A 24,242-nucleotide genomic window follows, 5' to 3' on the forward strand; every position below is an offset into this window, starting at 1 on the left:
CAAAAGTCTGGCGGGTTTGTTGTGACAAAAAATGATGTAAGCAGCACAAATTGCGAAAAGATTGCCCGACTGAACGCCGGGCAGTGAAAAACTACTGATTAATATCAACCTGCCAGAACAAATGCTTGCCGAACGGATCGATTTCATAGCCCGTGACTTCCTTGCGCACCGGTTCAAAAATCGTCGAATGGGCAATCATTACTGCCGGTATCTGGTCATGCATCATCTGCTGAGCCTCTTTATACAGCGCCACGCGTTTATCATGATCGGTTATCGATTTCGCTTCAGCGATAATTTTATCAAATGGTTTGTAGCACCATTTGGCGGAATTAGATCCACCGTTAGCCGAAGTACAGGTAAATAACGGACCAAAGAAGTTATCCGGGTCGCCGGTTGCGGTGGTCCAGCCCATCAGCGCGGCCTGGTGTTCACCGCCCTTCACCCGCTTAAGATACTCGCCCCATTCATAGGTGACGATTTTGGTCTGGACGCCAACCTTCGCCCAGTCGGCCTGAATCATCTCCGCCATCCGTTTTGCGTTCGGATTGTAGGGACGCTGAACCGGCATCGCCCATAAATCGATGCTGATGCCGTTTGCAAAACCAGCCTCCTTCAACAACGCTTTCGCTTTTTCAGGATCGTAGTCGTAATCCTTCAGTTCGCTGTCGGCGCTCCAGACGCCGGGTGGCAGCAGGTTTTTCGCCGCCGTGCCGGTGCCGTGGAATACCGCGTCAATAATGGCCGGCTTATTGATGGCCATTGCCAGCGCCTGGCGAACCTTCACGTTATCCAGCGGAGGTTTTTGCGTATTGAAGGCCAGAAAACCGGTATTCAGCCCGGCTTTACTCATCAGATTAATGTCTTTGTTAGCCTTCATGCGCGGCAGGTCCGCCGGGTTTGGAAACGGCATCACCTGACATTCGTTCTTCTCGATTTTGGCAAAACGCACCGAGGCATCGGGCGTGATGCTAAACACCAGTCGATCCAGCTTCGATTTGCCCTGCCAGTACTCCGGAAACGCAGTGAACAGGATGCGCGAATCTTTCTGGTACTGCGCCAGCTTAAACGGCCCGGTGCCAATCGGGTCCATATCCACCTTTTCCGGCGTGCCGGCTTTCAGCATCGCGTCGGCATACTCCGCCGACAGGATCGAGGCGAAATACCACGCCAGATCGGCGACAAACGGCGCTTCCGGATGGGCGAGCGTAAAGCGCACGGTGTACTCATCGACTTTATCAATGGCCGTGATCAGGCTACCGAACTCAAGGCTCTCGAAGTTGGAATAGCTGCCGTTAGAGACGTTGTGATAGGGATGATTTACATCCTTCTGGCGCATAAACGAGAAAATCACGTCGTCGGCGTTAAAGTCGCGCGTCGGCCTGAACAATTTATTACTCTGGAATTTCACCCCTTTACGCAGATGGAAGGTATAAACCTTGCCGTCCTCGCTCACCTCCCAACCTTCCGCGAGGCTCGGGACCAGTTCCGTTGTACCCGCCCTGAAATCGACCAGCCGGTTATAGACCGGCACGGCACTGGCATCCACGCTGGTTCCCGACGTGTATAACTGAGGATTAAAATTTTCCGGCGATCCTTCAGAGCAATACACCAGCGTTTTTGCCGCGACGGTGGAACTGACCGTGAGCGCAGCAAGTGCCAGCGTTAACATTGTGAGTTTGCTTTTCATCATTTATTCCTGTCTTTTTAATTCGACGGCTAATTAATTCTTTTGCCATTTCATAAATATCATTAAAGTGATGTAGCAAACACCTGAAAAATAAATACAGAAGGAATCACTATGGGCTCGGCACTCTCCAGACAATTAACGCACCGCTTCTTCCGCTATCTCGCCATCACCAGCCAGAGCGATCCCAGAGTGAACACCCTTCCCTCTACGCCGGGCCAGCACGACATGGCGCGTGAGCTGGCCCAGGAGCTGGCGCAGCTGGGTTTAGACGATATTGTGATTGATGAATACGCGACGGTTACTGCGGTTAAAAAAGGTAATGTAGCCGGGGCGCCACGCATCGGTTTTATTACCCATATTGATACCGTCGATGTCGGTTTATCACCGGATATTCATCCACAAATATTAAAATTTACGGGTGAAGACCTCTGTTTGAATAAAGAGAAATCAATCTGGTTACGCGTAAAAGAGCATCCGGAAATTCTGGCTTACCCGGGTGAAGAGATTATTTTCAGCGACGGGACCAGCGTATTAGGCGCAGATAATAAAGCCGCCGTCACCGTGGTCATGACGCTGCTGGAAAACCTGACGCCAGAACACCAGCATGGCGACATTGTGGTCGCGTTTGTGCCGGATGAGGAGATCGGCCTGTGTGGCGCGAAGGCGCTGGATCTAAACCGTTTTGACGTTGATTTTGCCTGGACCATCGACTGCTGTGAGCTGGGTGAGATTGTTTACGAGAACTTCAACGCCGCGGCGGCAGAAATTCGCTTTACCGGCGTAACGGCTCACCCCATGTCCGCCAAAGGCGTGCTGGTTAACCCACTGCTGATGGCGACAGACTTCATCAGCCATTTTGACCGCCAGCAAACCCCGGAATGCACCGAGGGGCGTGAAGGCTATATCTGGTTTAACGGCATTCAGGCGGGGCAAAACGAGGCCGTCTTAAAAGCGAATATCCGTGATTTCGATAAAGCACAGTTTGCCGCCCGCAAGCAGCAGATTGCCGATGTCGCGGCGTTGATTGCCGGACAGCATCCTACGGCAAAGGTGGAGTATCGCATTGAAGATACCTACAGCAATATCAGCAATGCGATTGGTGAGGATCGTCGCGCTATCGACCTGATGTTTGAGGCCATGGAATCCCTTGGGATCACGCCCAAACCGACGCCAATGCGCGGCGGTACTGACGGCGCGGCGCTCTCGGCAAAAGGCCTGCTCACGCCAAACTTCTTCACCGGCGCGCATAACTTCCACTCGAAGTTTGAGTTTTTGCCGCTGTCGTCGTTCGAGGCCTCATACAACACGGCCCTGCAGCTCTGCCTGCTGGCCGCCCGTTAAGCGGGCTTGCGCGCCAGCAGCGTGGCAAAACGCAGTTTAATGCGGTTACCGTTCTCGTCGGTGCGGTGCAGTTCGCCCACCTCTTCGTTGTACTTGAGCAACGCCCAGCCCTCGTAGTAGTTGCTCAGTTCACCGCTTTTGAACGCAAACGGGAAGCCGACGGTGCACGGGTAATCCGCCGTGTCCATCGCGGCAACAATCAGGTTATAACCGCCGGGTCTGGTGCAGCGCTGCATATTGCCGATCAGGCCCGGAATGGTTTTCGCTTCCAGGAACATCAGCACCACGGTAGAGAGAATAAAATCGTATTCGCCCTCAAAGCTCAGGTTGTTCAGATCTTTGATTGCCGTCTGCAGGTTTACGATGCCTTCTTCCGCTTTGATGCGCTCAATATTCTCGATACTCAGTGGATTTTTATCCCACGCGGTCACGTCGTAACCGTTGGCTGCCAGATAGAGGCTGTTACGCCCGTTACCACAGCCCAGATCCAGCGTTTTACCCGGTTTCACAATGCCCGCGCTGTACAGCACTTCTGAGTGCGTACGGGTTAAGCCATATTTCTCTGTGAAGTAATTTTCATCAACAGCCATTATTTTTTTCCTCAGATTGCATAAGCAGCGCTTTATCAGTGCGCACCAGAAGTTTGCCCTGTATCAGCAAGATAAACGTTCGTACCAGCAGCATCCCGATGATGACATTGGTAAAGATAAACAGTGGGACGGCAATGGCGTGGAAAAAGCCCGACGGACTGCTCTGCCCAAGATGAAGCCCCGTGGTGGCAAGGGCCGACACGCCAAACGAGAAGCTCCAGAACGAGGCGTTAAACGGCTGGGATAAATACCATGGCATCAGCCGTAACATAAACAGCAGTTGCAACAGGCCGTAGCCGAACAGCATTTTGGCAAATGTATCCGCCTCACCGCCATTGACGCTAAACCAGGCGCTGCAGGCCACCAGCGCGGGAGCCAGCTGAATACCCAGCGAGGTTCGCAGCGCGGAAGGCAACTCCCCGGCGCTACGAAGTCGTTGCAAAATCACCGGCTCAAGGCTGAGCCAGGAAAAAACGCCCGCCCCGAGAAACACCAGTCCGGCATCGTTAAACCCCAGCGCGCCGCACGCCATGGCGCTGATAAAGTTGTTTGCCACCGTGGGCAGATATAACCCCGGCGTGGTGGCCTCTTGCGGATGGTTACCGCGCCATAATCCGGCGCTTTGCCAGGCAGCATAAGCCAGCTGTATCACCACCCCGACGCCAAATAACACCAGTGACACCGGGCGCAGCCAGGGCACAAAACCGATGGCGACCAGCATCGTTGTGGCGGGAAAAAGGCTGACAAAACTGCTCATCACCGGGTGGCGCATCTCGGCCAGCACACTTCGCGGGAAACGGATCGCCCGGGCGATAAACGCCACCGTCAGCAAAAACCAAATCACAATCGCAAGGGCCACCAGGCTCTCACCAGGCCAGCGCGTCACGTGCCAGAGCGTGCTGGCGTATCGCCAGGCGAACCCCATCCCAATGATGCCAAGCACCATACCGAAGTAACCCGCGGGCAGGTTAAGCACTTGTTGAGCGTTGTTATTTTTATTCATTAATTTGAATTTTTAAAATGTATTTTAAATGCCATTTTAAGGGGTTTCCGCGACGGATGCCAGCACTACGAAACGCCGAAAGTTTGCTACGTTTAGTGGAGACGCTTACCCGAGACTCCATGATGAAAAAGTACAGGCTCAGCGAGGACACCCGCCTCTGGCAATGGAAAAACGGCGAGACAACGCACACGACGTCGTTACGACAGATTATTGCCACGGCGAATTTTAACGACATCGTGAGCGGCACGAAGGGCGGCTGGGTTGAAGATGAGAGCGCCCTCGCGCACGAAGGTGACTGCTGGATCTACGATGAAAACAGCGTCGTCTTTGCCGGTGCGACGGTGTCCGGCAACGCGCGCCTTACCCTGCCTTGCATCGTCAGTCATGACGCGCAGATTGGCGACAACTGCTGGCTGGACGGCGCAGAGGTCAGTCACGGTGCGCGCATAAGTGACAACGTCACGATACAGCAATCCTGCGTGCGCGGCGAATGCCATATTTTCGGCGAGGCGCGGGTGCTTCATAACAGCGTGGTGATTGCTGCCAAAGGGCTTACGCCGGACCATGAGCAGATCCTGAAAATTTATGACAAGGCGACGGTGAGCCAGTCCCGCATTGTGCATCAGGCGCAAATCTACGGCGAGGCAATGGTTAATTATGCCTTCGTTGAACACCGGGCGGAAGTTTTCGACAGCGCCATCCTCGAAGGCAACGATCTCAATAACGTCTGGGTATGTGACTGCGCAAAAGTGTACGGTAACGCCCGCGTCATTGCCGGTTTTGACGACGATGCCATCCCTACCGTCCGCTACAGCTCTCAGGTGGCTGAAAACGCGGTGGTGGAAGGAAATTGTGTCATTAAACACCACGTCCTGATTGGCGGTCAGGCCTGGCTGCGCGGCGGCCCTATCCTGCTTGACGATAAGGTCGTGATCCAGGGACGGGCGCGTATCAGCGGCGATGTGCTTATTGAGCATCGGGTTGAAATCACCGACGATGCGGTGATTGAGGCTTTTGCCGGTGAGAACATCCACCTGCGCGGCGAAAAGGTGATTAACGGCGACCAGCGCATCACCCGTACGCCTCTGTTGGGGGCGTTATAGCGGGTAAATTTTGCCGTAGAGATTCACATCGTCATAACGGCCATTCAGGAACTCTGCTTCCCGCAGGCACCCCTCCAGCGTAAAACCGTTGCGCAGGGCAACATTGTTGCTGTGTTTATTCGCCACCCGACACTTAATGACAAAACGGCGGATCTCGCCTCGCTCGGCGTAATAGCGCATAAACGCCTGCAGCGCCTGCGACAGAATGCCCTGTCCCTGATGCGCCTCATCCAGCCAGTAACCGATGTATCCGGCTTTGTTGGCGGGTTCAATCGCATTAAACGACAGCACGCCGACCAGGTCCTCATCCTTGAAAATCAGAAACATTTTGGCGTAGCCGCGCTGGTGCAGCATCTGATTACTCAGTACATTACGACGGGTGTCATCTTCGGTGCCCACATGCTGCGCCCAGTCAAAAGCGGTTTGCAGCCAGGCTTTGTTTCTGATGACCATGTTGTGCAGATCGGCGGTATAGCGCTCTTCGACGGCGCGAAGCTCGAGATGGTCAGTCACCGGGATAATTTCAGATTCAGTGGCGGTCATCGTCCCTTCCCGTCACCCTCTCCCCGGCGGGGAGAGGGAATAAATGGTCAACGCATGATGCGATCGTCGACGTAGTTACGTTTGTCCGGCGCAGGCGGGAAATACTGATACAGCCAGGTCTCACTGATCGCATCCCCCTGACAGCGCAGGAACAGGCGCATATCCACCGGTTCGGTTGAATCCGAGGTAGGATACCAGTCGAACAGAATGCGATAGCCGTCAAACGGCTCAACGTAGAGGATCTCAACCTGCTTCGCTTCGCCGCTGGAGAGGGTAATGACCGGCTCAATGCCTTTTGGCGCGGCAGCTTTCAGATCGCCCCCGACGAAGTCGATAGCAAAGCGACGGGCCCACACTTTCGGGTAGTTTTCGCCCGGCGCCCAGCCTTCCGGGAACCCACCCATACCGGTGCGGGTCGCGAAGACATTCGCCAGTGGGGAACGGACCGGCGGCATGGCGCTCCAGTAAAGACGGTATTTAAAGTCCAGCTCATCGCCCGCTTTCACCGGTTTTTCTGGCTGCCAGAAGCAGACCACGTTATCCAGTGTTTCACCCGTTGTCGGGATCTCCATCAGGCCAACCGCACCTTTACCCCAGTCGTTACGCGGCTCCACCCAGAGGCCTGGGCGTTTGTTATACCAGCCCATGACGTCCTGATAATGCGAGAAATCGCGATCGAGCTGGAGCAAGCCGAACCCTTTCGGGTTTTTGTCCACAAACGCATTAAACTGCAGCTTCTGCGGGTTGTTCAGCGGACGGCAAATCCACTCCCCGTTACCGCGCCACATGGCGAGACGGTCGGAGTCATGAATTTGCGGGTGGATGGTATCGCACATGCGGCGTTCGTTTGTACCGCAGCTGAACATACTGGTCATCGGCGCAATGCCGAGCTGTTTAATGTCTTTACGCGCATAGAGATGGTTTTCCACCTCCATGATCACCTGGCTCTTCTCGCAGTGGATCACGAACTTATATGCACCGGTGATGCTTGGGCTGTCCAGCAGCGTATAGACGGTAAAGGTAGTGTCGCCCGGTTTGACGGTTTCAAACCAGAACGCGGTGAAGTCAGGGAACTCTTCCGGCGTGTCGGTAAAGGTATCCACCGCCAGACCCCGCGCGGAAAGACCATACTGATAGGTATCATCAACCGCACGGAAATAGCTCGCCCCCAGGAATGAGACGATATCACGACGCGCCAGTTCCGGTGCCTTGAAGGCGCGGAAACCGGCAAACCCAAGATCGCTTTGCCCTTCCAGCTGCTTCGTATCAACACCGGTTTCACCGTAGCTGAACAGCTCAGGACGGAAGTGGATTTCGCGCGCCTGTGACGTTGACTGATCCAGCGAGAACATGCGCACGCGGCGACGGAAACCCATGCCCATATGGAAGAACTGCACGTCCAGCTGACGGCCTTCAATGTTATTCCACAATGACTGTTTTTCATCGTAACGGATGGCGTTATAGGCCTGCGGCGTCATGGTCGCCAGCGTGTCCGGTAACGGTCGCGGTGCTCCGCCCCACGGGGTTTTCGCCAGGTCATGGGCCATGGATTGCAGTACGGAGAAGTCAAAACGACGGCTCTGACCGTCAGCAATGTCAGAGTCAGCAGCGTAAGCCGCTTTGGAAAACAGGGAAGCAAGGCCAGTTGTGCCGCTCAGGGCTGCCATTGCCAGCGAGCCTTTTAGAAAACGTCTGCGATTCATGCCTGGAAAAACGTCCTTATGGTCGTGTGAATGTGTTTCGCACTCGGCGAAATGACGGCAAGAAAGAACGCACAGCCTAAACAAAAATGGTTAAGAATCCAATTGTTGGGCGGCGATTATCTGTACAAAGTGCGAAATATTTTCTGTCGACCAGAACGACCCGAAAAAGGTGTAAAGAAAGGTATAAAGACGTGTATAAAAATGCCCCGGCTGGACATCGTCAGTCGGGGCAAATGAGGCGGTTATTTTACGCTGACATCGATACCTGGGAAGTACTTATCAGCGAGTTTAGCGATCGTGCCATCGGCACGCACTTTATCAATTGCGGCATCAAGTTGCTTTTTGGTGGCCTCGTCCCCTTTACGCAACCCAAAGCCGATCCCACTGCCGAGGATAGTGTCGTCCGACACCGGTTTGCCGATAAAGCCAAACCCTTTCCCCTGCGGCTTGCTGAGGAAACCTGCCTGCCCGGCCGCGGACATAACCAGCGAGGCGTCGATACGGCCATTCAGCAGATCGCCCCAGGCCATATTCTGATCTTTATAAGACACCACGGTGACACCCTGCTTTTCCCAGTGCTCTTTCGCGTAGGTTTCCTGAATGGAGCCCTGCAGGACACCGATGGTTTTGCCCTTAAGCCCCGCGGGCGTTGCCTCTACCGCGGTACCGGCCTTGCCAACGAGCTGCGACGGGATGCGGTAAATCGGCTGGGTAAAATCAATACTTTTACGTCGCTGTTCGGTGATGTTCATCGCCGAGTTAATGGCATCAAATTTCTTCGCCACCAGGCCCGGTATTAACGCATCAAAAGAGGTTTCAACCCAGGTGCATTTCAGCGCTGCGGCTTTGCAGATGGCATTGCCCAGCTCAACGTCAAACCCTTCCAGTTCGCCGGCAGCATTTCGGCTTTCAAACGGCGGATATTCCGCCTCCAGCCCGTACCGCAGTTCGGTAGCCGCGAATGACGAAAACGTACACAGCAATCCCATGCCGACAACTAACGCGCGTAATTTCATCTCCAACTCCTTAGCGTGGTTTAACCCGACACAGGGCCTGGGCACCTGCCCGTAACGTCGCCTCATCTTTCGCAAAAGAGAGACGAATCAATTTATTATCCGTACCATCCGCATAAAACGCCGACAGCGGAATGGTGGCCACTCCATACTCAACGATCAGCCGTTTCACCAGTTCACTGTCGCGCTCATCGCTAAACTGGCTGTAGTCGGCCAGCAGGAAAAACGAACCGGCGCTCGGCAAGAGTCTGAACGGTGATGCCTCCAGCAAACTTTGCAGCAGATCACGTTTGCGCTGATAAAACGCCGCCAGCGACAGCCAGGTTTGCGGGTCAATCATGTGCTCTGCAAACGCATGCTGCATTGGCGTATCGGCAGAAAACATCAGAAATTGATGGACTTTACAAATCTCATCCATCAGTACCGCCGGAGCAACACAGTAACCCACGCGCCAGCCGGTCACGTGATAGGTTTTTCCGAAGGAAGAGATAATGACGCTCCGCTCCGCCAGCTGCGGATGTGTCGCCATACCGTGGTGCGGTTCACCATCAAAGACGACGTGTTCATACACTTCGTCAGACAAAATAATGATATCGGTATTGCGGGTCACCGCCACCAGCTGCTGCAGGTCCTCTGCTGAGAAGACCTGCCCGCTCGGGTTGTGCGGGGTATTGATGATAATCATGCGCGTACGCGGGGTGATCGCCGCACGGACTTCATCCCAGTTGACGGCAAAATCCGGCACCGTCAGTTTAATGGCAACCGGCGTGGCCCCCTGCAGGCGAACAATCGGGGCGTAACTGTCAAACGACGGTTCAAAGTAGATCACTTCGTCGCCCGGGTGCACCAGCCCGCTGATCGCCGAATAGAGTCCTTCACTGGCACTGGCGGTGACCAGCACTTCGCTGGCCGGGTCATAGTGCGTGCCGTAGAAGGTGGCAATTTTATCCGCAATACGCTCTTTAAGCGACTGCAGGCCGGTCATGGCCGCGTACTGGTTGTGCCCTGCCTCCATCGCCCGGGTCACCCCGGCGACCAGTTTGGGATCGCAGGAAAAATTGGGTGCCCCCTGAGAAAGATTGATGGCGTTATGCCGGGCGGAGAGCTGGCCGATAACGGTAAAAATCGTGGTCCCCACATCGGGTAATTTGGAACGGGTGTGCACCGGAGTGTGTAACGTCATCCTCTTTCCTTTCTCATGATGAATGCATAACTATTCAAACAACAAGTCAGTTGTCGGGACAATCGAATTGTTGTCATAATAGCCATGAGAAAAACGCATACCTGAGGTGGTTAATGTCGCGCCGTTCGCTCCCGCTTAATGCCATCGACGCCTTTTTAGTCACCGCGCGTCATCTGAATCTGACCCATGCCGCAACAGAGCTCTGTCTGACGCAGGGAGCCGTAAGTCGCAAAATCGCCACCCTTGAAGCGTGGTTCGGCTTTCCGCTGTTCGAGCGCCATGCGCGCGGCCTGCGCCTCTCCCCACAGGGCAGCGCCCTGCTTCCGGAATTGCAATCCACTTTTGAAACGCTGCTGACCCTGGCCGATCGGGCCCGTACCCAGCAAACCGTGATCCGACTCAAAGCACCCACCTGCGCCATGCGCTGGCTGGTGCCTCGTCTGCTGGAGGTGGAGCGCGAGCAGCCGGATATGCAGATCGCATTGACCACCACTACCGACCATAACGTCAATTTCAAAACGGAATCTTACGACGCGGCCATTGTATTTGGCACCCATATGAGCGCGGGCGATCTGCTGTTTGAAGAGGCGTTAACCCCGGTAATGAGCCCCCTGCGAGCAGGTTGCGAACTGGGTGCGTTAACCTTCCTTCACCCGACACGGGATAAGACAGACTGGTCATTGTGGCTGGCGAAGCAGGAAGGCCCGGGGGTTGTTATGCACAAAAATCAACACTTCGACACGATGGACCTTGCCATCACGGCCGCCATTCAGGGGCTGGGGGTTGCCATTGCCGACGAAACGCTGGTGGAAGAAGATGTCCGCGCCGGAAGGCTGGCGCGGCCTTTTGAGAGCAGCATTAAAACGGGTGCGAGCTACAGACTTGTTCTGCGCGAATCGCCTGGCCAGGAAAATGGGCTGGCGGCGTTTCGCGCCTGCCTGCTCAGTCGAGGCTCACATGGTGTTTCATGACGCGCTTAAAGAGACTCATGCGCGCGCGCATAAAGCGGTTTTCAAGCCTGAAACCTGCATGTTTATTCACGCCGATACGTAGCAGCACGTCCCTTCCTTTTCGACAGGCCGGCCAGTGCGTCGGGCCAGGAAGACTTTCCCGGTGACCGGCGTCACGCGCAAAGCTCACCCAATAATCTGCAACCTGCGCTGCGAATTGCCGGTCTCGCGCGTTAACGTAGTGGCAGGAAGGCTCAATCTCACCAAGGGTGTCAAACACGTACGGCACCTCATTACCGTGCCAGGCACCGTTGATATAGGTTGCGTGCTCTGCTTCCGCCACATAGTCGAACCAGTAACGCCAGCACAAGCCGCCCACGCGCTGCTGGGCCTGCATCACCACATATCCCATGGTGGTAAAAGCCATATCCCGGCACACCTGCCTGCCAAGCTCAACATCCCCTTTCACACCCGGATAGAGCAGTTTGATCAGCCCCAGTCCAAAGCGACGTTCACGGCGAAGCTTCTGGATCTGACCGGCGAGATCGATACCAAATACCGCCATCACGCTGGCTTCGTCACTGTTCGACCCAATCATCACCGGAACAGGATGCTGACGCGCGGCAAAGAACACATCGAGCATTGATTCCGGCAGAACACAGTCTCCGACGATGGGTGCCGGGGCGATGTTCAGCGGCGCGGCCAGCGGCCAGAACGCTTCGGGGGGAATGGCACGTAACTGTTCTGCTGACGCCTCCTCAAGGCCGAAATGCGCCGCCAGCGCTTCCCCTTTTTGCAGGGCCTGTTCCCGCGGCGTATCCGGCAGGGTGTATCCGCTTTGCACAATCGCCTTGTGGAAGAGTCCCTTCGCCAGCGGAGACGCCAGCAGCGACAGCACGCTGCGCGCGCCGGCGGATTCACCAAACAGGGTGACGTTGTCAGGATCGCCACCGAAAGCGGCAATATTCTCCCGAACCCATTCAAGGGCGGCAATCTGATCCAGCAGCGCAAAGTTATGCACCACCCGGTCTTCTTCTCCTTCCAGCGCGGGATGGGCAAAGAAGCCAAGGTGACCAAGACGGTAATTGATCGTCACAACCACCACGCCGCGCGTTGCCAGCGCCTTACCGTTATAGGGCGGCAGGCCACCCGCGCCAATGGTAAACCCCCCGCCGTGCAGCCAGACCATGACGGGAAGCGGCGCCGGCCGCTCGACGGGTGACCAGACGTTAAGATACAGACAATCTTCTGAGAACCGGCCGGGATCGCCGCCGCCTAACGCCTGGCAATACTCACTGTTCTGCCAGCTTGAGGGCGAAAAAGCGGTGGCCAGACGCAGCCCCTCCCAGCGTTCAGGCGGCCGTGGCGAACGCCAGCGCCAGTTGCCAACGGGAGGCGCCGCATAGGGAATACCACACCAGAGATGTACGTTTTCATCCGTTAAACCAGACAGTGCGCCCTGGCGCGTTTCAATCACAGGGGCGGAGGGATTTTGCATAACAACCTTCTGTTTCCATCACACCCCAGAAGAGTAACGATTTCAGAGCAAACCGCAACGCTGTTTGCTACGGATTTCAGCCTCCTGATAGAGCATGAACTCATCGTACACCGGGCAACCCAGCGCCGCTTCGAACGCGTCGCGACTGGCGTTACCGTGGCTACGCGCCTGGGTTTCATTGCCCAGATTCGACTGGAAAATCCCTGCGGCACTGACCGGGAGGAAATCTTCATAGGTGATCGGCTGAGCGACAACCCACCCGCGCTCAATTAACGGCTGTGGATCGTCTCCCGGACGAAACGCATGTCGATGCGCTTCCCCGGATGGCGTCAGGCGATAGCGGAAATAGGCGAGTTCCTGACGGCGCATCAACAATTCGCTGTCCGGGAAGGCGCTGAAGATCTCGCGCAAATGGAGCTGGTGCGTCATGTTGTCTTTACCGGTACCGGCCTCTGCAAGCAGGCTGTCATAAAGCGCACGACCTTTTGGCGTCAGCGCCACGCCGCGCTGTTCAATTTCGCCAAAGCGCGCGGTATGCGTTCCTGTATGCTCCCCGGCAAACAGCACCGGCTCTTCCAGCGCTTTAAAGCTGGTCTGGCGCAGTAATACGGGAACCTCGCGGCGCGGTGGTCCTTCAATCAGAATTTTGGGTTCAATCCCGTACTTCGGCATCAGCTCCTGCACCCGGTCAATATCCAGCGTACGTGGCGTGAGGTGGTTGATATGGCACCCCGGAAAACAGACCACATCCGCAATCAGTCGGTGCTCGTTATGCAATGCCAGATAGGTCTCCTGGTCGACCGTCGCATGACGATGCCAGCGGAAGGTTTCTAACGCCTCATGGACAAACGCTTGCGCCTGCGCATCCGTAAAGTGCCCTTCTGCCTCATGCAGCGCGATAAGCTCCAGACAACGCGGGGTAAAGATATTGCGGTGAGACAGGATCTCCGCGGCACGCTCACGCAGGACGACGTTGTCAATCAATTCGAGGCGCAGCAGCGAGGTAAAGATACGAAACGGATTTCGGCACAGCGCCGCATCATCGACCGGGCGGAACGCCGTGGAGTGGACGGGCACGCCCGCCTGAGAGAGGTCATAATAGCTGACCGGGTACATCCCCATAATGGCAAACATACGACGCAAGGTCGAAAGCTCTTGCGCGGTACCCACGCGGATCGCCCCGTGACGCTCCACATTCAGGCGCGCCAGTTCATCCGCGTTCGCCAGTTGTTCATGTAATAGTGGGTTATTTTCCAGAACCGCCAGGTTTACGTCCGCAACCAGGTCGAGCAAGGTGCCGTACTGCGGAACTTCCTGCTGGTACATCGCCGACATAGCCTGCGAAAAGTGTTCCCGAATATCATCAGCCGTGATGGTGTTCGCCATGATGTCATGCCTCCAGTGAATATTACCTGGAGTGTAGAGAAACCCGTTCCCTCTGGGGGGAAGAATTTCCGATTTGTGATCTTAAGACAGGAGTGGTTAAAGCGTGTGCTGGCCTGCCCTGACACCCATATGACCTGGCAGATTCACCTTCTCTAAATGTAGATTCACCTTCTCTAAATAAAGCGTTTTCTGATCAAACTGTATTATTAATAACCTCATTGCTTAACCATTAAGAGGTAATAAATAGCATTATCTTAAGAGGTAATATCTCATTAAAAACAAATATCAGTGGCATATATCTTATTTCGTTAACGCAACAAGCGGATTTTCAATATTTCTCCTTAAGATTAATCTGTAATTTTTAGACTGCCGCACGCGCTTCAGGCATAAACAATGCAAGAAAAACAGTTATCCCCTGCGGCTCGCGGATTAACTCCATGAAGACAGACAGTTAGCCGCAAGCCATCCAGGATATATTCATATTAAACGAAGCGTTAACCATCAGAAATATCTCAGCAACGAAGCGATGGTTTACAAAACATATTTGACGAATATGAAACACCGACTAAAGTTATTATTCGAACGACGAGTGATACGGAATATTTTCGTATCTTAACTGACATAACCAATATATGAGGTTTAATATGGCAGAGCATCGTGGTGGTTCCGGTAATTTCGCACAAGACCGTGAAAAAGCATCAGAAGCTGGACGTAAAGGTGGCCAGCACAGCGGCGGTAATTTTAAAAACGATCCGCAACGCGCATCTGAAGCAGGTAAGAAAGGAGGAGAAAACAGCCACGGTGGTGGCCGTAAAAACTCCTGATCTGATGTAAATCTCTTTTATTTAAAACAGAGAGCATGCTGCGGGCCTCCAGGCTCGCAGTACCCCTTCTTTATTTTACCGGAGCGTAATGATGAATATGAAAAGTGTCGAAGATGTGTTTATTCACCTCCTGTCCGATACCTACAGCGCTGAGAAGCAGCTGACCCGCGCGCTCGGCAAACTGGCTCGTGCTGCCTCCAGTGAAAAACTGAGCGCAGCCTTTAGTGCACACCTTGAAGAGACGCAGGGACAGATTGAGCGTATCGACCAGATTATTGAGCAAGAATCTGGCCTTAAGCTCAAGCGTATGAAGTGCGTAGCAATGGAAGGCCTGATTGAAGAGGCCAATGAGGTCATTGAGAGCACCGAGAAAAATGAGGTGCGTGACGCCGCATTAATTGCCGCAGCACAAAAAGTGGAGCATTACGAAATTGCCAGTTACGGTACCCTCGCCACATTAGCAGAACAACTGGGCTATAAAAAAGCCGTTAAACTTCTGGCCGAAACGCTGGAAGAAGAGAAAGAAACCGATCTTAAACTTACCGACCTGGCCGTAGGAAATATTAACCAAAAAGCGCAAAAATGACGCTATAGCAAAGGTTAAATAAAATGAGCATCAGTCCCAGGACTATTAAACGGTGCCATTTAACGGCAGCAATAATATGGTTCATACTCGCTATCCCTTCCGTTTTATGGTGGAAGAGCAGCGTGCTATGGGTCATTATCATCAGTATCTACGCCAATATTGTCGGCCATTTATCTGGCTACAGTGCTGCGCGTGCCGATCAGGCTGCTGAGAGTGAGACCAAATAAGCGACACCATAATGAGGACAGTATAATGAATCACGTAGAACACTACCATGACTGGCTACGCGATGCCCATGCGATGGAAAAGCAAGCCGAATCTATGCTGGAATCCATGGCCAGCCGTATCGATAATTATCCCGATGTTCGCGCCAGAATTGAGCAGCATATTAGTGAAACAAAGCGACAAATTACCTTACTGGAAGAGATCCTCGACCGTAATGATATTTCTCGTTCGGTTTTAAAAGATTCGATGAGTAAAATGGCGGCGCTCGGACAGTCCATTGGCGGGATGTTCCCCTCTGATGAGATTGTCAAAGGGTCTATCAGCGGCTATGTTTTCGAACAGTTTGAAATAGCCTGCTACACCTCCCTGCTGGCCGCGGCCAAAAAAGCGGGCGACATGGCTTCCGTGCCCGCCATCGAAAGTATCCTCGCGGAAGAGCGCGAGATGGCCGACTGGCTGATTCGCCACATTCCACAGACCACCGAACAGTTCCTGCTGCGTTCAAACGCATCCGGTGTCGAAGCAAAAAAATAACCTCAGGAGAGAAGACATGTTTCGACACGTCAAACAATTACAATATACGGTTCGGGTTGCCGAACCGAATCCCGGCCTTGCCAATTTATTACTGGAACAATTCGGCGGTCCTCAGGGCGAGCTGGCCGCCGCCTGCCGTTATTTTACTCAGGGGTTGAGTGATGACGACCCGGGTCGTAAAGATATGCTGATGGATATCGCGACCGAAGAGTTAAGCCACCTTGAAATTATCGGTACCCTGGTGGGTATGCTTAATAAAGGGGCTAAAGGCGCACTGGCGGAGGGCGTGGAAAATGAAGCCGAGCTGTATCGGTCCATGACCGAAAACGGTAACGACAGCCATATCACCTCCCTACTTTACGGTGGCGGTACTCCGTTGACCAACTCCGCCGGGGTGCCGTGGACGGCGGCTTATGTCGACACCATTGGCGAGCCGACCGCCGATCTGCGCTCAAATGTGGCTGCCGAGGCCCGAGCGAAGATCATTTATGAACGGCTGATTAACGTCACGGACGATCCGGGCGTGAAGGATGCGCTGGCGTTTCTGATGACGCGTGAGGCGGCGCATCAGCTCTCCTTTGAGAAGGCGCTTCAGTCCATTCGTAATAATTTCCCTCCGGGAAAACTGCCGCCAATCGAGGAATACACCAACAAGTACTACAATATGTCTGAAGGTGGAGAGGTTCGCGGAAGCTGGAACAGCGATAAACATTTCGACTACGTTGAATCCCCCCAACCTGCCGTTGACGGCGGAGACGGGAGTGCAAGCGTGACGCTGACGACCGAACAGGCCACGCTGGTCAAAGCGATGTCGGCCCGCACGAAGTCCGATCCACATTCCGACCCGCTGACCGGTGCCGAACTGGGTGCCGGGAAGAAAAAACCGTAACCGATTTTGCCAGGCAGCCCCGGACTGCCTGGCAATCCTCGTGCGCAACAGTTCCAGAGGTACGGACCATGTTCGAACTCGACGCATTTCATCTCGCCAGAATCCAGTTCGCTTTTACCGTCTCGTTCCATATTCTCTTCCCGGCGATCACCATCGGTCTTGCCAGCTATCTGGTGGTGCTCGAAGGGATGTGGCTTCGCACCAAAAATGAGGTGTGGCGCTCGCTGTACCATTTCTGGCTAAAGATATTTGCCGTTAACTTCGGTATGGGGGTCGTTTCCGGTCTGGTCATGGCCTATCAGTTCGGCACTAACTGGAGCGGATTCTCACAGTTTGCCGGCAGTATCACCGGCCCTCTCCTGACCTATGAAGTCTTAACCGCCTTCTTCCTCGAAGCCGGTTTTCTTGGCGTGATGCTGTTCGGCTGGAACAAGGTCGGCCCGGGCCTGCACTTCTTCTCGACCTGTATGGTCGCGCTGGGTACGCTGATGTCCACCTTCTGGATCCTCGCCTCCAACAGCTGGATGCACACGCCCCAGGGGTTCAGTATTCAGAACGGTCAGGTCATTCCGGAGGACTGGTTGGCCATCATTTTTAACCCCTCCTTCCCTTACCGTCTCATTCACATGGCTATCGCCGCGTTCCTGAGCAGCGCGCTGTTTGTGGGGGCGTCAGGCGCATGGCATCTGCTGCGCGGCAACGACACGCCCGCGATACGCACCATGTTTTCCATGGCGATGTGGATGGCCCTGCTGGTCGCGCCCATTCAGGCCATCGTCGGTGATATGCATGGCCTGAATACCCTCGAACATCAGCCGGCCAAAATTGCCGCCATCGAAGGTCACTGGGAGAACCCGCCAGGCGAAGCGACACCGCTGCTGCTGTTTGGCCTGCCGGATATGGAGCAGGAGCGCACCCGCTACGCGCTGGAAATTCCTGCCCTTGGCAGTCTGATTCTGACCCACAGCCTGGATAAACAGGTTCCGGCACTGAAAAACTTCCCGAAAGAAGATCGCCCGAACTCACCGATTGTTTTCTGGTCATTCCGCATTATGGTCGGCATGGGTCTGCTGATGATCACGCTGGGTCTGGTCAGCGTCTGGCTACGCTATCGCCATCGACTCTACCAGTCGCGGCCCTTCCACTGGTTCGCGCTGTGCATGGGACCGGCGGGCCTACTGGCGCTGCTGGCCGGCTGGGTCACCACCGAAGTGGGTCGTCAGCCGTGGGTGGTGTATGGCTATCTGCGCACGATCGACGCGGTCTCGCTGCACAGTACGCTGCAGATGAGCATCAGCCTGCTGGCCTTCTTTGTGGTCTATTCGTCGGTGTTTGGCGTGGGCTACGTCTACCTGATTCGGCTTATCAAGAAAGGTCCGCAGCCCGTTGATACCTTGACGTCAAATACCTCGGGCACCCCTGCCCGTCCGCTGTCTGCCGCTGAGTCTGTTCCGGAACAGGAGAGAAACTGATGGGCGTCGATATCTCAGTTATCTGGTTTGCCATCATCGTGTTCGCCACGCTGATGTATATCATCATGGATGGCTTTGATTTGGGCATCGGGCTGCTTTTTAACTTCGTGGGCGATGCCAGAGAGCGTGACGTAATGGTCAACAGCGTGGCGCCGGTGTGGGACGGCAACGAGACCTGGCTGGTGCTCGGCGGTGCGGGGTTGTTCGGCGCGTTTCCGCTGGCCTATGCGGTGATTATCGATGCGCTGACCATCCCTCTTACCGCCATGTTAATTGGCCTTATCTTTCGCGGCGTGGCCTTTGAGTTCCGCTTTAAGGCAACGCCTTCGCACCGCAAGTTCTGGGACTACGCCTTCGCCGGCGGTTCTTTGTTTGCCACCTTCAGCCAGGGGGTGGTGGTGGGAGCAGTGATTAACGGCTTTGACGTTGAGGGCCGGCGTTTTGTCGGCTCCGCCCTTGACTGGTTAACGCCCTTCAATCTTTTCTGCGGCATCGGGCTGGTAGTGGCCTACACCCTGCTCGGTACCACGTGGCTTATCATGAAAAGTGAAGGCGCGTTGCAAAACCGCATGCGTGAGCTGACCCGGCACGTGCTGCTGGCGCTGGTGGTGGTGATCGCGGTGGTGAGTATCTGGACGCCGCTCGGCTGGCAGTACGTTGCCGACCGCTGGTTTACCTTCCCCAACTTCATCTGGTTCCTGCCAGTTCCCCTGCTGGTAGGCGTGTTTAGCCTGTGGATCTGGCGACTGACGCGCAACCCGGCCAGCCACTCGCGTCCCTTCCTGCTGACCCTTGGGCTGATCTTCCTCGGATTCAGCGGTCTGGGAATTAGCCTGTGGCCTAACATTATTCCGCCGCACATTACCCTGTGGGAGGCTGCGGCACCACCGGCCAGCCAGCTGTTTATGCTGGTCGGAACGTTACTGATTATTCCGGTGATTCTGGTGTACACCGCCTGGAGCTACTACGTTTTCCGGGGCAAAGTTTCCGACACGGAAGGTTATCACTGAGGTGAACTATGGCAGACTGGCATACCCGAGCCATTATTTATCAGATTGATACTGCACTCTTTTATGATTTAAACGGCGATGGCTGCGGGGACATCGCCGGGATTGGCGCAAAGCTGCGCTACATTCGCCGCATGGGAGCGACGGTTATCTGGATCACCCCTTTCTACCTCACCCCGTTTCTGGATGAAGGCTACGACGTCAGCGACCATCTGCAGGTTGATCCTCGCTTCGGAAAGCTGGCCGACATTATCGCCTTTATTGAACAGGCCCGGGAGCTGGGTATGCAGGTCATTATTGAGCTGTTGATTCAGCACACCTCGGACGCCCATCCCTGGTTTCAGCAGGCGCGCCGTAACCCAACTTCACCTTTTCGTGACTACTATATCTGGTCGGATAATAACGAGGACGATACCTCCCCGATGTTTCCCGGCGTGGAAGAGAGCGTCTGGACATGGGATGACGAGGCCGGGCAATACTACCGACATATGTTCTATCACCACGAGCCCGACCTGAATCTGACCTGCCCCGCGCTGCTCAACGAGATCGAAAATATTATCCTCTTCTGGCTCAAGCTCGGGGTGTCGGGCTTTCGCCTTGATGCCGCAACGCACCTGACCGCGCAGGCAGGCGGCGGTGACGAGAAAAAGGGGTTATGGATCCTGGAGCATATGCGCCGCCTTATTGAAGCACGTAATCCGGAAGCGATCCTGCTCGGTGAGGTGGACGTCGACGTGGAGGCGTATAAAGACTATTTCGGCGAAAATAACCGTCTGAATCTGGTGCTGAATTTCTGGCTCAATAAGTATTTCTACGTCAGCCTTGCCAGGAAAAGCGCCCGACCGCTGCGCAATGCCATAAGGAAGATGATTGTCCCGCCTGACTCGTGCTGCTTTGCCAACTGGCTGCGCAACCACGATGAGTTAGATCTGGAAGGGATTGGTAAAAAAGAGAAACAGATTGTGGTCGACACCTTCGCCCCTGACGAAGAGATGAACGTCTACCAGCGCGGGATACGACGCCGTCTGGCACCGATGTTAAAGGGCGATCAAAAACGGCTGGCGTTCTGCCACGCGGTGCTCTTCTCACTCCCGGGCGTGCCGGTCATGCGCTACGGCGATGAGATTGGCATGGGTGATGATCTGACGCTGGAAGAGCGCTATGCCGTGCGTACGCCAATGCAGTGGGCGGGGTCAGAGGGCGGTGGCTTTTCAGCAGCGGATCCTGAGCGGTTTATCGCCCCAATCATCGATCGCGGTCCCTGGCGTTATCAGAAAATCAACGTGGCCGATTCCCTGCTGCACCGCAATTCCCTGCTGCACCGGATCATCGACATGGCCAATACGCGCTCTGAATTTCCGGAGATTGCTGTCGCACCGTTTCGTCTCATCAATATTGATGATGACGCGGTGCTGGGCATTTATTACGAGGCCGAAGCGCGCAGTATCCTGACTTTCGTTAACTTTAGCGACAAGCCGGTCCAGTTTACCGCCCGCGGGATCCGTCACGCCACCTGGACCGCCTGCCTGGCGGATAAACGCTATGACGACGCGCTTATCTGTGGCAAAACCGTCCAGCTTACCCTCAGCGGCTACGGCTATCGCTGGTTCTGGACTAACCGTAGCGCGCTGCGCTGATTACCTTTTACGCCGGGTCATGAGCCGCGTCAGCACAACGCCCGCCACCGCGAGGGAGCCTAACAGGACTTTCCCGGGCACACCTGACGTGATCGCCGTGGCGCGGTTTTTCGCTTCCGGGGTAAAACGCCCATGGATTTTGTGCAGGTCGTTGACCGGCTGGTCGAGATAATCCTGGCGATCCCGGTCATTCAGATCGTCAGTCATCTGACCTTCCCAGGCCTTCTTCACCATCAGCCGGTCCAGGAAACCCGGGAAGAGGAATTGTCCGACGATCGACTGAATGGTACTGCTGCCCACCCACAGTTCGCGCACCGGTTTTTGCGCGACCTTAAAAATCGCGCTCGCGGCAACTTCAGGCTCAAACACTGGCGGAACCGGACGCATAGCCCAGGCGAATTTGTTTCTTGCCCAGTCAAACTGCGGTGTATTCAGCCCCGGCATCTGCACCATTGAAAGCTGCACCCGGCTGTTCTCATGCATCAGTTCCGTGCGCACCGCATCGGTGAATCCCCGAATCGCCGCTTTGGCGCCGCAGTAGGCCGATTGCAACGGGATCGAGCGGTAGGCCAGCGCGGACCCGACCTGAATAATCACGCCGCGATCGCGTGGCACCATCAATTCCAGCGCGGCGCGGGTTCCGTTTACGAGGCCAAGATAGGTCACGTCAGTGACGCGGCGAAATTCATCCGGCGTCAGGGTACGAAACGGTGCCAGCACCGCACCCATCGCATTGTTAACCCACACATCAATCGCGCCGAGACGATATTCAATCTCGTTTGCCGCGTCCACCACCGCCTGGCTGTCGGCGACATCCGCCTGTACCGCACAGGCTTTGACGCCAAAACGCGTTAACTCCTCCTGGGTCGAGTGCAGGCTTGTCTCATCGCGGGCAATAATCCCCACATCGTAGCCTGCCTTTGCGAAGTGCAGCGCCGTTGCCTTTCCCACACCCGCCGTACCGCCGGTAATGACAATCACAGCCATAGAACCTCCGCGTTAATTTACTCGTTATCCCAGCCGGATAATCTGGTCACTAATTCAGACAATGAATACTGCACCGCCTTCTCTACCACATCCTGGCAGTCGCCGGAAAACAGGACGGTACGGGTTTCCGTGTGTCCGCGAAGGTTCCAGGCGAAGCAAACGGTCCCTGCCGCCGTGCCATCGTCGCCCCCTTCTGGCCCGGCATAACCGCTGATGGCAATACTGACATCCGCCTGGGCAATCTCCAGGATCCGGGCGGCCATTTCGGTTACCGTCTGTTCACTTACGGCCGTATACCGTTCAAGGGTCTCAGGACGCACGCCCAGAATGCGCTCTTTTGCGCCGTCACTGAACACGACCAGGCCGACATCATAAAATTCGGCCGTGTTCTCTTCAGCACAAAGGGCGACGGAGAGTTTTCCGCCGGTGCAGGATTCTGCCGTGGTTAAGCGAAGCCCTAGGTCTGTCAATTTGCTCGCCACTTTTTTGGTCAGTTCGGCGACGGTATAATTGTTATCATGGTGAAGGTTGCTCATTTCGTGGCCTCTTACTTCTCAAAAGGAATGATTGAAATATGGCCATTGCGCTCAAGAATGGCATATTTAATTTCACTCAGCTGCGTAACACCATTATTCTGGCGTGCCGATACCAGAATATCATCACAGGAAACGTCGACTTTTTTGAGTTTATCTGCTAACGGCACGCCGTTCTCAACCAATATCACCGGAGTGCCATCAAGAATATTTTCTACCGGTGAGAAATATTTTTTCATTATCCCAAAGATAATATCCACTACCACCAGCGTGGTAATGGTAATCATTGCGCCGGTGACCGAAAAATCTTCCCCGAGCAGCGCCTGTTGCGTCGCCTCACTGATAATTAACAGGAGAATCAGATCAAAGCTGGTCATCTGCAGCAAAGCGCGCCGTCCGGCAACTTTAAATACCACGACGAGGAACAGGTAAATAGCCAGCGCACGAAAGACCATATCCATATCAGCCTCCTACGGGTAAATAAATTGCCAGAAAGGGATTTCCGGCTCGTTGTTTATGCGAACGACATTGTCCCATTTACCTGCGCGTGCAGGGGTCGTGAAAAGTAAGACAGAGAAGTTGTCGGACATTTTCAGGTTGTTATACACAAAAAAGAGCGTATTCCCGCGACTGAACATGCTGTCCGGTTGCGGCCAAACGCTTCCTGGCTCGTAAACATCGTTGCTCTCGCTGGTCACACTCAGGGTGTATTTCCCTTCTGTTCTGACCGGGAATGAAAGGTGGATCTTCGACTCCGTCTGGCGTCGGCCAAAGCGCTCGTAGTTGATGGTCAGCGACTTTGCCGAGTTTGTTCTTTGCGTATCACTCACCACTCCGCTTGAAAAGAAGCCCGCTATCGCCGCAACGATAATGGCCAGCAGGACAATAAAACCCACCTGACGAAATCCATATTCAAACGTCAGCAATCGGTAATTCTCATCTATCCCAGGTAGCTTATCACTTTGACGCTTCATGGCGGCTATCACCGTTTCGCTTATTAACCGATATTTTTGATTTCAAAAGCGAATGTTTTTAAGACTTATCACATTTGCCACATAAAGGAATAGCAACAATACTTAATAAGTCAAGACACACAAAATGAAGGATATCAGATGAAATTATCGCTTATTTCCGCTTTTTTGATATTTCTGGTACCGGCCGCATGGGCAGATAATAACGGCGGGTTACAAAAAGGTGAAGCACCGCCACCGCCGCACGCACTGGATAGCGGTTATCGTGGAACCGATGACGCACGAATTATGACCATCGATCATGCAAAAGAAATGCATGATGGTGCGACTATTTCATTACGCGGGAACCTTATTGACGGTAGCGGCGATAAGTTTGTATTCCAGGATAAAACCGGAAAAATAGACGTTATTATTCCCCAGGCAGTATTCGACGGCAGAACAGTAAAACCCGATCAGATGATCAGTATCAACGGATCGCTTGATAAGAAATCATCGCCGCCTGTCGTGCGCGTCGATCATTTGCAGAAATAATTCAGCGAAGCGTTAACGCTGCAACTATCCATCAAATCTCACCCCT

Annotated in this window: 25 protein-coding genes; 12 read left to right on the forward strand and 13 right to left on the reverse strand. The window is 54.5% G+C overall.

Annotated elements, in window-relative coordinates; translation table 11 throughout:
* Window positions 1–91: 91 nt before the first annotated feature.
* Window positions 92–1,687: an ABC transporter substrate-binding protein gene (locus tag F8561_RS12105; protein ID WP_032678134.1), complete on the reverse strand. Its 1,596-nt coding sequence runs from the start codon at window positions 1,685–1,687 to the stop codon at window positions 92–94.
* Window positions 1,688–1,798: 111 nt separating this feature from the next.
* Between F8561_RS12105 and pepT the strand changes: the two genes are divergently transcribed.
* Window positions 1,799–3,028, forward strand: coding sequence for a peptidase T (pepT, locus tag F8561_RS12110; protein ID WP_020884177.1), 1,230 nt, complete (start codon window positions 1,799–1,801; stop codon window positions 3,026–3,028).
* On the opposite strand, the gene tehB is transcribed toward pepT, so the two are convergent.
* Both tehB and tehA read right to left on the reverse strand, forming a co-directional pair.
* Window positions 3,025–3,618, reverse strand: coding sequence for a tellurite resistance methyltransferase TehB (tehB, locus tag F8561_RS12115; protein ID WP_032681029.1), 594 nt, complete (start codon window positions 3,616–3,618; stop codon window positions 3,025–3,027). The genes pepT and tehB overlap by 4 nt on opposite strands.
* A complete protein-coding gene (gene tehA / locus F8561_RS12120; RefSeq protein ID WP_151887505.1) occupies window positions 3,608–4,621 on the reverse strand; it encodes a dicarboxylate transporter/tellurite-resistance protein TehA in 1,014 nt (337 codons plus the stop codon). Before tehA ends, tehB begins: the two co-directional genes overlap by 11 nt.
* Window positions 4,622–4,743: 122 nt before the next feature.
* Between tehA and ydcK the strand changes: the two genes are divergently transcribed.
* On the forward strand, window positions 4,744–5,724 hold the full coding sequence (gene ydcK, locus F8561_RS12125) for a YdcK family protein (protein WP_025204226.1): 981 nt from the start codon (window positions 4,744–4,746) through the stop codon (window positions 5,722–5,724).
* Here the strand turns inward: ydcK and rimL are convergent.
* The 4 genes from rimL to F8561_RS12145 all read right to left on the reverse strand — a co-directional run bounded on the left by rimL (window position 5,719) and on the right by F8561_RS12145 (window position 10,166).
* Entirely contained in the window at window positions 5,719–6,267 is a 549-nt protein-coding gene (rimL, locus tag F8561_RS12130) for a 50S ribosomal protein L7/L12-serine acetyltransferase (RefSeq protein WP_151887506.1), read from the reverse strand. The genes ydcK and rimL overlap by 6 nt on opposite strands.
* Before the next feature lie 47 nt (window positions 6,268–6,314).
* Window positions 6,315–7,970 (reverse strand): glucan biosynthesis protein D, encoded by a 1,656-nt coding sequence (locus F8561_RS12135; RefSeq protein ID WP_025204228.1) that lies wholly within the window; start codon window positions 7,968–7,970, stop codon window positions 6,315–6,317.
* A gap of 242 nt (window positions 7,971–8,212) precedes the next feature.
* Window positions 8,213–8,986 (reverse strand): transporter substrate-binding domain-containing protein, encoded by a 774-nt coding sequence (locus F8561_RS12140; protein ID WP_025204230.1) that lies wholly within the window; start codon window positions 8,984–8,986, stop codon window positions 8,213–8,215.
* A gap of 10 nt (window positions 8,987–8,996) precedes the next feature.
* Window positions 8,997–10,166, reverse strand: a complete 1,170-nt coding sequence (locus F8561_RS12145; protein WP_151887507.1) for a pyridoxal phosphate-dependent aminotransferase — start codon at window positions 10,164–10,166, stop codon at window positions 8,997–8,999.
* A gap of 113 nt (window positions 10,167–10,279) precedes the next feature.
* Here F8561_RS12145 and F8561_RS12150 point away from each other — a divergent pair, with 113 nt between their 5' ends.
* Entirely contained in the window at window positions 10,280–11,137 is an 858-nt protein-coding gene (locus tag F8561_RS12150) for a LysR family transcriptional regulator (RefSeq protein WP_050736771.1), read from the forward strand.
* Here F8561_RS12150 and F8561_RS12155 read toward each other — a convergent pair.
* Both F8561_RS12155 and F8561_RS12160 read right to left on the reverse strand, forming a co-directional pair.
* A complete protein-coding gene (locus F8561_RS12155; protein ID WP_032678128.1) occupies window positions 11,109–12,614 on the reverse strand; it encodes a carboxylesterase/lipase family protein in 1,506 nt (501 codons plus the stop codon). The genes F8561_RS12150 and F8561_RS12155 overlap by 29 nt on opposite strands.
* Before the next feature lie 42 nt (window positions 12,615–12,656).
* Window positions 12,657–14,000, reverse strand: coding sequence for a VOC family protein (locus tag F8561_RS12160; protein WP_151887508.1), 1,344 nt, complete (start codon window positions 13,998–14,000; stop codon window positions 12,657–12,659).
* A gap of 644 nt (window positions 14,001–14,644) precedes the next feature.
* Here F8561_RS12160 and F8561_RS12165 point away from each other — a divergent pair.
* From F8561_RS12165 to F8561_RS12200, 8 genes are all read left to right on the forward strand, one after another.
* A complete protein-coding gene (locus tag F8561_RS12165) occupies window positions 14,645–14,824 on the forward strand; it encodes a general stress protein (RefSeq protein WP_020884187.1) in 180 nt (59 codons plus the stop codon).
* Window positions 14,825–14,915: 91 nt separating this feature from the next.
* Complete coding sequence (locus tag F8561_RS12170; protein WP_020884188.1) at window positions 14,916–15,410, forward strand: ferritin-like domain-containing protein; 495 nt, start codon at window positions 14,916–14,918, stop codon at window positions 15,408–15,410.
* A 23-nt stretch (window positions 15,411–15,433) separates the two neighbouring features.
* The gene (locus F8561_RS12175; protein ID WP_020884189.1) at window positions 15,434–15,637 is read left to right on the forward strand and encodes a hypothetical protein; all 204 of its coding nucleotides are present in this window, start codon (window positions 15,434–15,436) and stop codon (window positions 15,635–15,637) included.
* 25 nt (window positions 15,638–15,662) lie between these two features.
* Entirely contained in the window at window positions 15,663–16,169 is a 507-nt protein-coding gene (locus F8561_RS12180) for a ferritin-like domain-containing protein (RefSeq protein ID WP_059305991.1), read from the forward strand.
* Window positions 16,170–16,185: 16 nt separating this feature from the next.
* The gene (locus F8561_RS12185; protein ID WP_020884190.1) at window positions 16,186–17,058 is read left to right on the forward strand and encodes a manganese catalase family protein; all 873 of its coding nucleotides are present in this window, start codon (window positions 16,186–16,188) and stop codon (window positions 17,056–17,058) included.
* A gap of 68 nt (window positions 17,059–17,126) precedes the next feature.
* The gene (locus tag F8561_RS12190) at window positions 17,127–18,530 is read left to right on the forward strand and encodes a cytochrome ubiquinol oxidase subunit I (RefSeq protein ID WP_151887509.1); all 1,404 of its coding nucleotides are present in this window, start codon (window positions 17,127–17,129) and stop codon (window positions 18,528–18,530) included.
* The gene (gene cydB, locus F8561_RS12195) at window positions 18,530–19,540 is read left to right on the forward strand and encodes a cytochrome d ubiquinol oxidase subunit II (RefSeq protein ID WP_151887510.1); all 1,011 of its coding nucleotides are present in this window, start codon (window positions 18,530–18,532) and stop codon (window positions 19,538–19,540) included. The genes F8561_RS12190 and cydB overlap by 1 nt, the downstream gene beginning before the upstream one ends.
* Window positions 19,541–19,548: 8 nt before the next feature.
* Window positions 19,549–21,174: an alpha-amylase family protein gene (locus F8561_RS12200; protein WP_151887511.1), complete on the forward strand. Its 1,626-nt coding sequence runs from the start codon at window positions 19,549–19,551 to the stop codon at window positions 21,172–21,174.
* On the opposite strand, the gene F8561_RS12205 is transcribed toward F8561_RS12200, so the two are convergent.
* From F8561_RS12205 to F8561_RS12220, 4 genes are read right to left on the reverse strand one after another with little or no spacing between them, the layout of a single operon-like run.
* On the reverse strand, window positions 21,175–22,161 hold the full coding sequence (locus tag F8561_RS12205) for an SDR family oxidoreductase (RefSeq protein WP_151887512.1): 987 nt from the start codon (window positions 22,159–22,161) through the stop codon (window positions 21,175–21,177).
* Window positions 22,162–22,178: 17 nt separating this feature from the next.
* Complete coding sequence (locus tag F8561_RS12210; protein WP_014169998.1) at window positions 22,179–22,697, reverse strand: 2-oxo-tetronate isomerase; 519 nt, start codon at window positions 22,695–22,697, stop codon at window positions 22,179–22,181.
* An 11-nt stretch (window positions 22,698–22,708) separates the two neighbouring features.
* On the reverse strand, window positions 22,709–23,155 hold the full coding sequence (locus tag F8561_RS12215) for a DUF421 domain-containing protein (RefSeq protein WP_020884195.1): 447 nt from the start codon (window positions 23,153–23,155) through the stop codon (window positions 22,709–22,711).
* Window positions 23,156–23,164: 9 nt separating this feature from the next.
* Window positions 23,165–23,668 (reverse strand): hypothetical protein, encoded by a 504-nt coding sequence (locus F8561_RS12220; protein ID WP_032678124.1) that lies wholly within the window; start codon window positions 23,666–23,668, stop codon window positions 23,165–23,167.
* Between the two features lie 138 nt (window positions 23,669–23,806).
* Here F8561_RS12220 and F8561_RS12225 point away from each other — a divergent pair, with 138 nt between their 5' ends.
* A complete protein-coding gene (locus F8561_RS12225) occupies window positions 23,807–24,196 on the forward strand; it encodes a YdeI family stress tolerance OB fold protein (protein ID WP_020884197.1) in 390 nt (129 codons plus the stop codon).
* Window positions 24,197–24,242: the final 46 nt, after the last annotated feature.

The sequence above is a fragment of the Enterobacter sp. 198 genome, from assembly GCF_009025585.1.
Lineage (GTDB): Bacteria > Pseudomonadota > Gammaproteobacteria > Enterobacterales > Enterobacteriaceae > Enterobacter > Enterobacter ludwigii.

Coding starts and splice junctions, on each gene's coding strand:
- F8561_RS12170 (WP_020884188.1), top strand. CDS start 14,916: ATGAATATGAAAAGTGTCGAAGATGTGTTTATTCACCTCCTGTCCGAT.
- F8561_RS12155 (WP_032678128.1), bottom strand. CDS start 12,614: ATGCAAAATCCCTCCGCCCCTGTGATTGAAACGCGCCAGGGCGCACTG.
- cydB (WP_151887510.1), top strand. CDS start 18,530: ATGGGCGTCGATATCTCAGTTATCTGGTTTGCCATCATCGTGTTCGCC.
- rimL (WP_151887506.1), bottom strand. CDS start 6,267: ATGACCGCCACTGAATCTGAAATTATCCCGGTGACTGACCATCTCGAG.
- F8561_RS12105 (WP_032678134.1), bottom strand. CDS start 1,687: ATGAAAAGCAAACTCACAATGTTAACGCTGGCACTTGCTGCGCTCACG.
- ydcK (WP_025204226.1), top strand. CDS start 4,744: ATGAAAAAGTACAGGCTCAGCGAGGACACCCGCCTCTGGCAATGGAAA.
- F8561_RS12135 (WP_025204228.1), bottom strand. CDS start 7,970: ATGAATCGCAGACGTTTTCTAAAAGGCTCGCTGGCAATGGCAGCCCTG.
- F8561_RS12225 (WP_020884197.1), top strand. CDS start 23,807: ATGAAATTATCGCTTATTTCCGCTTTTTTGATATTTCTGGTACCGGCC.
- pepT (WP_020884177.1), top strand. CDS start 1,799: ATGGGCTCGGCACTCTCCAGACAATTAACGCACCGCTTCTTCCGCTAT.
- F8561_RS12210 (WP_014169998.1), bottom strand. CDS start 22,697: ATGAGCAACCTTCACCATGATAACAATTATACCGTCGCCGAACTGACC.
- F8561_RS12150 (WP_050736771.1), top strand. CDS start 10,280: ATGTCGCGCCGTTCGCTCCCGCTTAATGCCATCGACGCCTTTTTAGTC.
- F8561_RS12175 (WP_020884189.1), top strand. CDS start 15,434: ATGAGCATCAGTCCCAGGACTATTAAACGGTGCCATTTAACGGCAGCA.
- F8561_RS12185 (WP_020884190.1), top strand. CDS start 16,186: ATGTTTCGACACGTCAAACAATTACAATATACGGTTCGGGTTGCCGAA.
- F8561_RS12215 (WP_020884195.1), bottom strand. CDS start 23,155: ATGGATATGGTCTTTCGTGCGCTGGCTATTTACCTGTTCCTCGTCGTG.
- F8561_RS12140 (WP_025204230.1), bottom strand. CDS start 8,986: ATGAAATTACGCGCGTTAGTTGTCGGCATGGGATTGCTGTGTACGTTT.
- tehB (WP_032681029.1), bottom strand. CDS start 3,618: ATGGCTGTTGATGAAAATTACTTCACAGAGAAATATGGCTTAACCCGT.
- tehA (WP_151887505.1), bottom strand. CDS start 4,621: ATGAATAAAAATAACAACGCTCAACAAGTGCTTAACCTGCCCGCGGGT.
- F8561_RS12145 (WP_151887507.1), bottom strand. CDS start 10,166: ATGACGTTACACACTCCGGTGCACACCCGTTCCAAATTACCCGATGTG.
- F8561_RS12205 (WP_151887512.1), bottom strand. CDS start 22,161: ATGGCTGTGATTGTCATTACCGGCGGTACGGCGGGTGTGGGAAAGGCA.
- F8561_RS12160 (WP_151887508.1), bottom strand. CDS start 14,000: ATGGCGAACACCATCACGGCTGATGATATTCGGGAACACTTTTCGCAG.
- F8561_RS12165 (WP_020884187.1), top strand. CDS start 14,645: ATGGCAGAGCATCGTGGTGGTTCCGGTAATTTCGCACAAGACCGTGAA.
- F8561_RS12190 (WP_151887509.1), top strand. CDS start 17,127: ATGTTCGAACTCGACGCATTTCATCTCGCCAGAATCCAGTTCGCTTTT.
- F8561_RS12220 (WP_032678124.1), bottom strand. CDS start 23,668: ATGAAGCGTCAAAGTGATAAGCTACCTGGGATAGATGAGAATTACCGA.
- F8561_RS12200 (WP_151887511.1), top strand. CDS start 19,549: ATGGCAGACTGGCATACCCGAGCCATTATTTATCAGATTGATACTGCA.
- F8561_RS12180 (WP_059305991.1), top strand. CDS start 15,663: ATGAATCACGTAGAACACTACCATGACTGGCTACGCGATGCCCATGCG.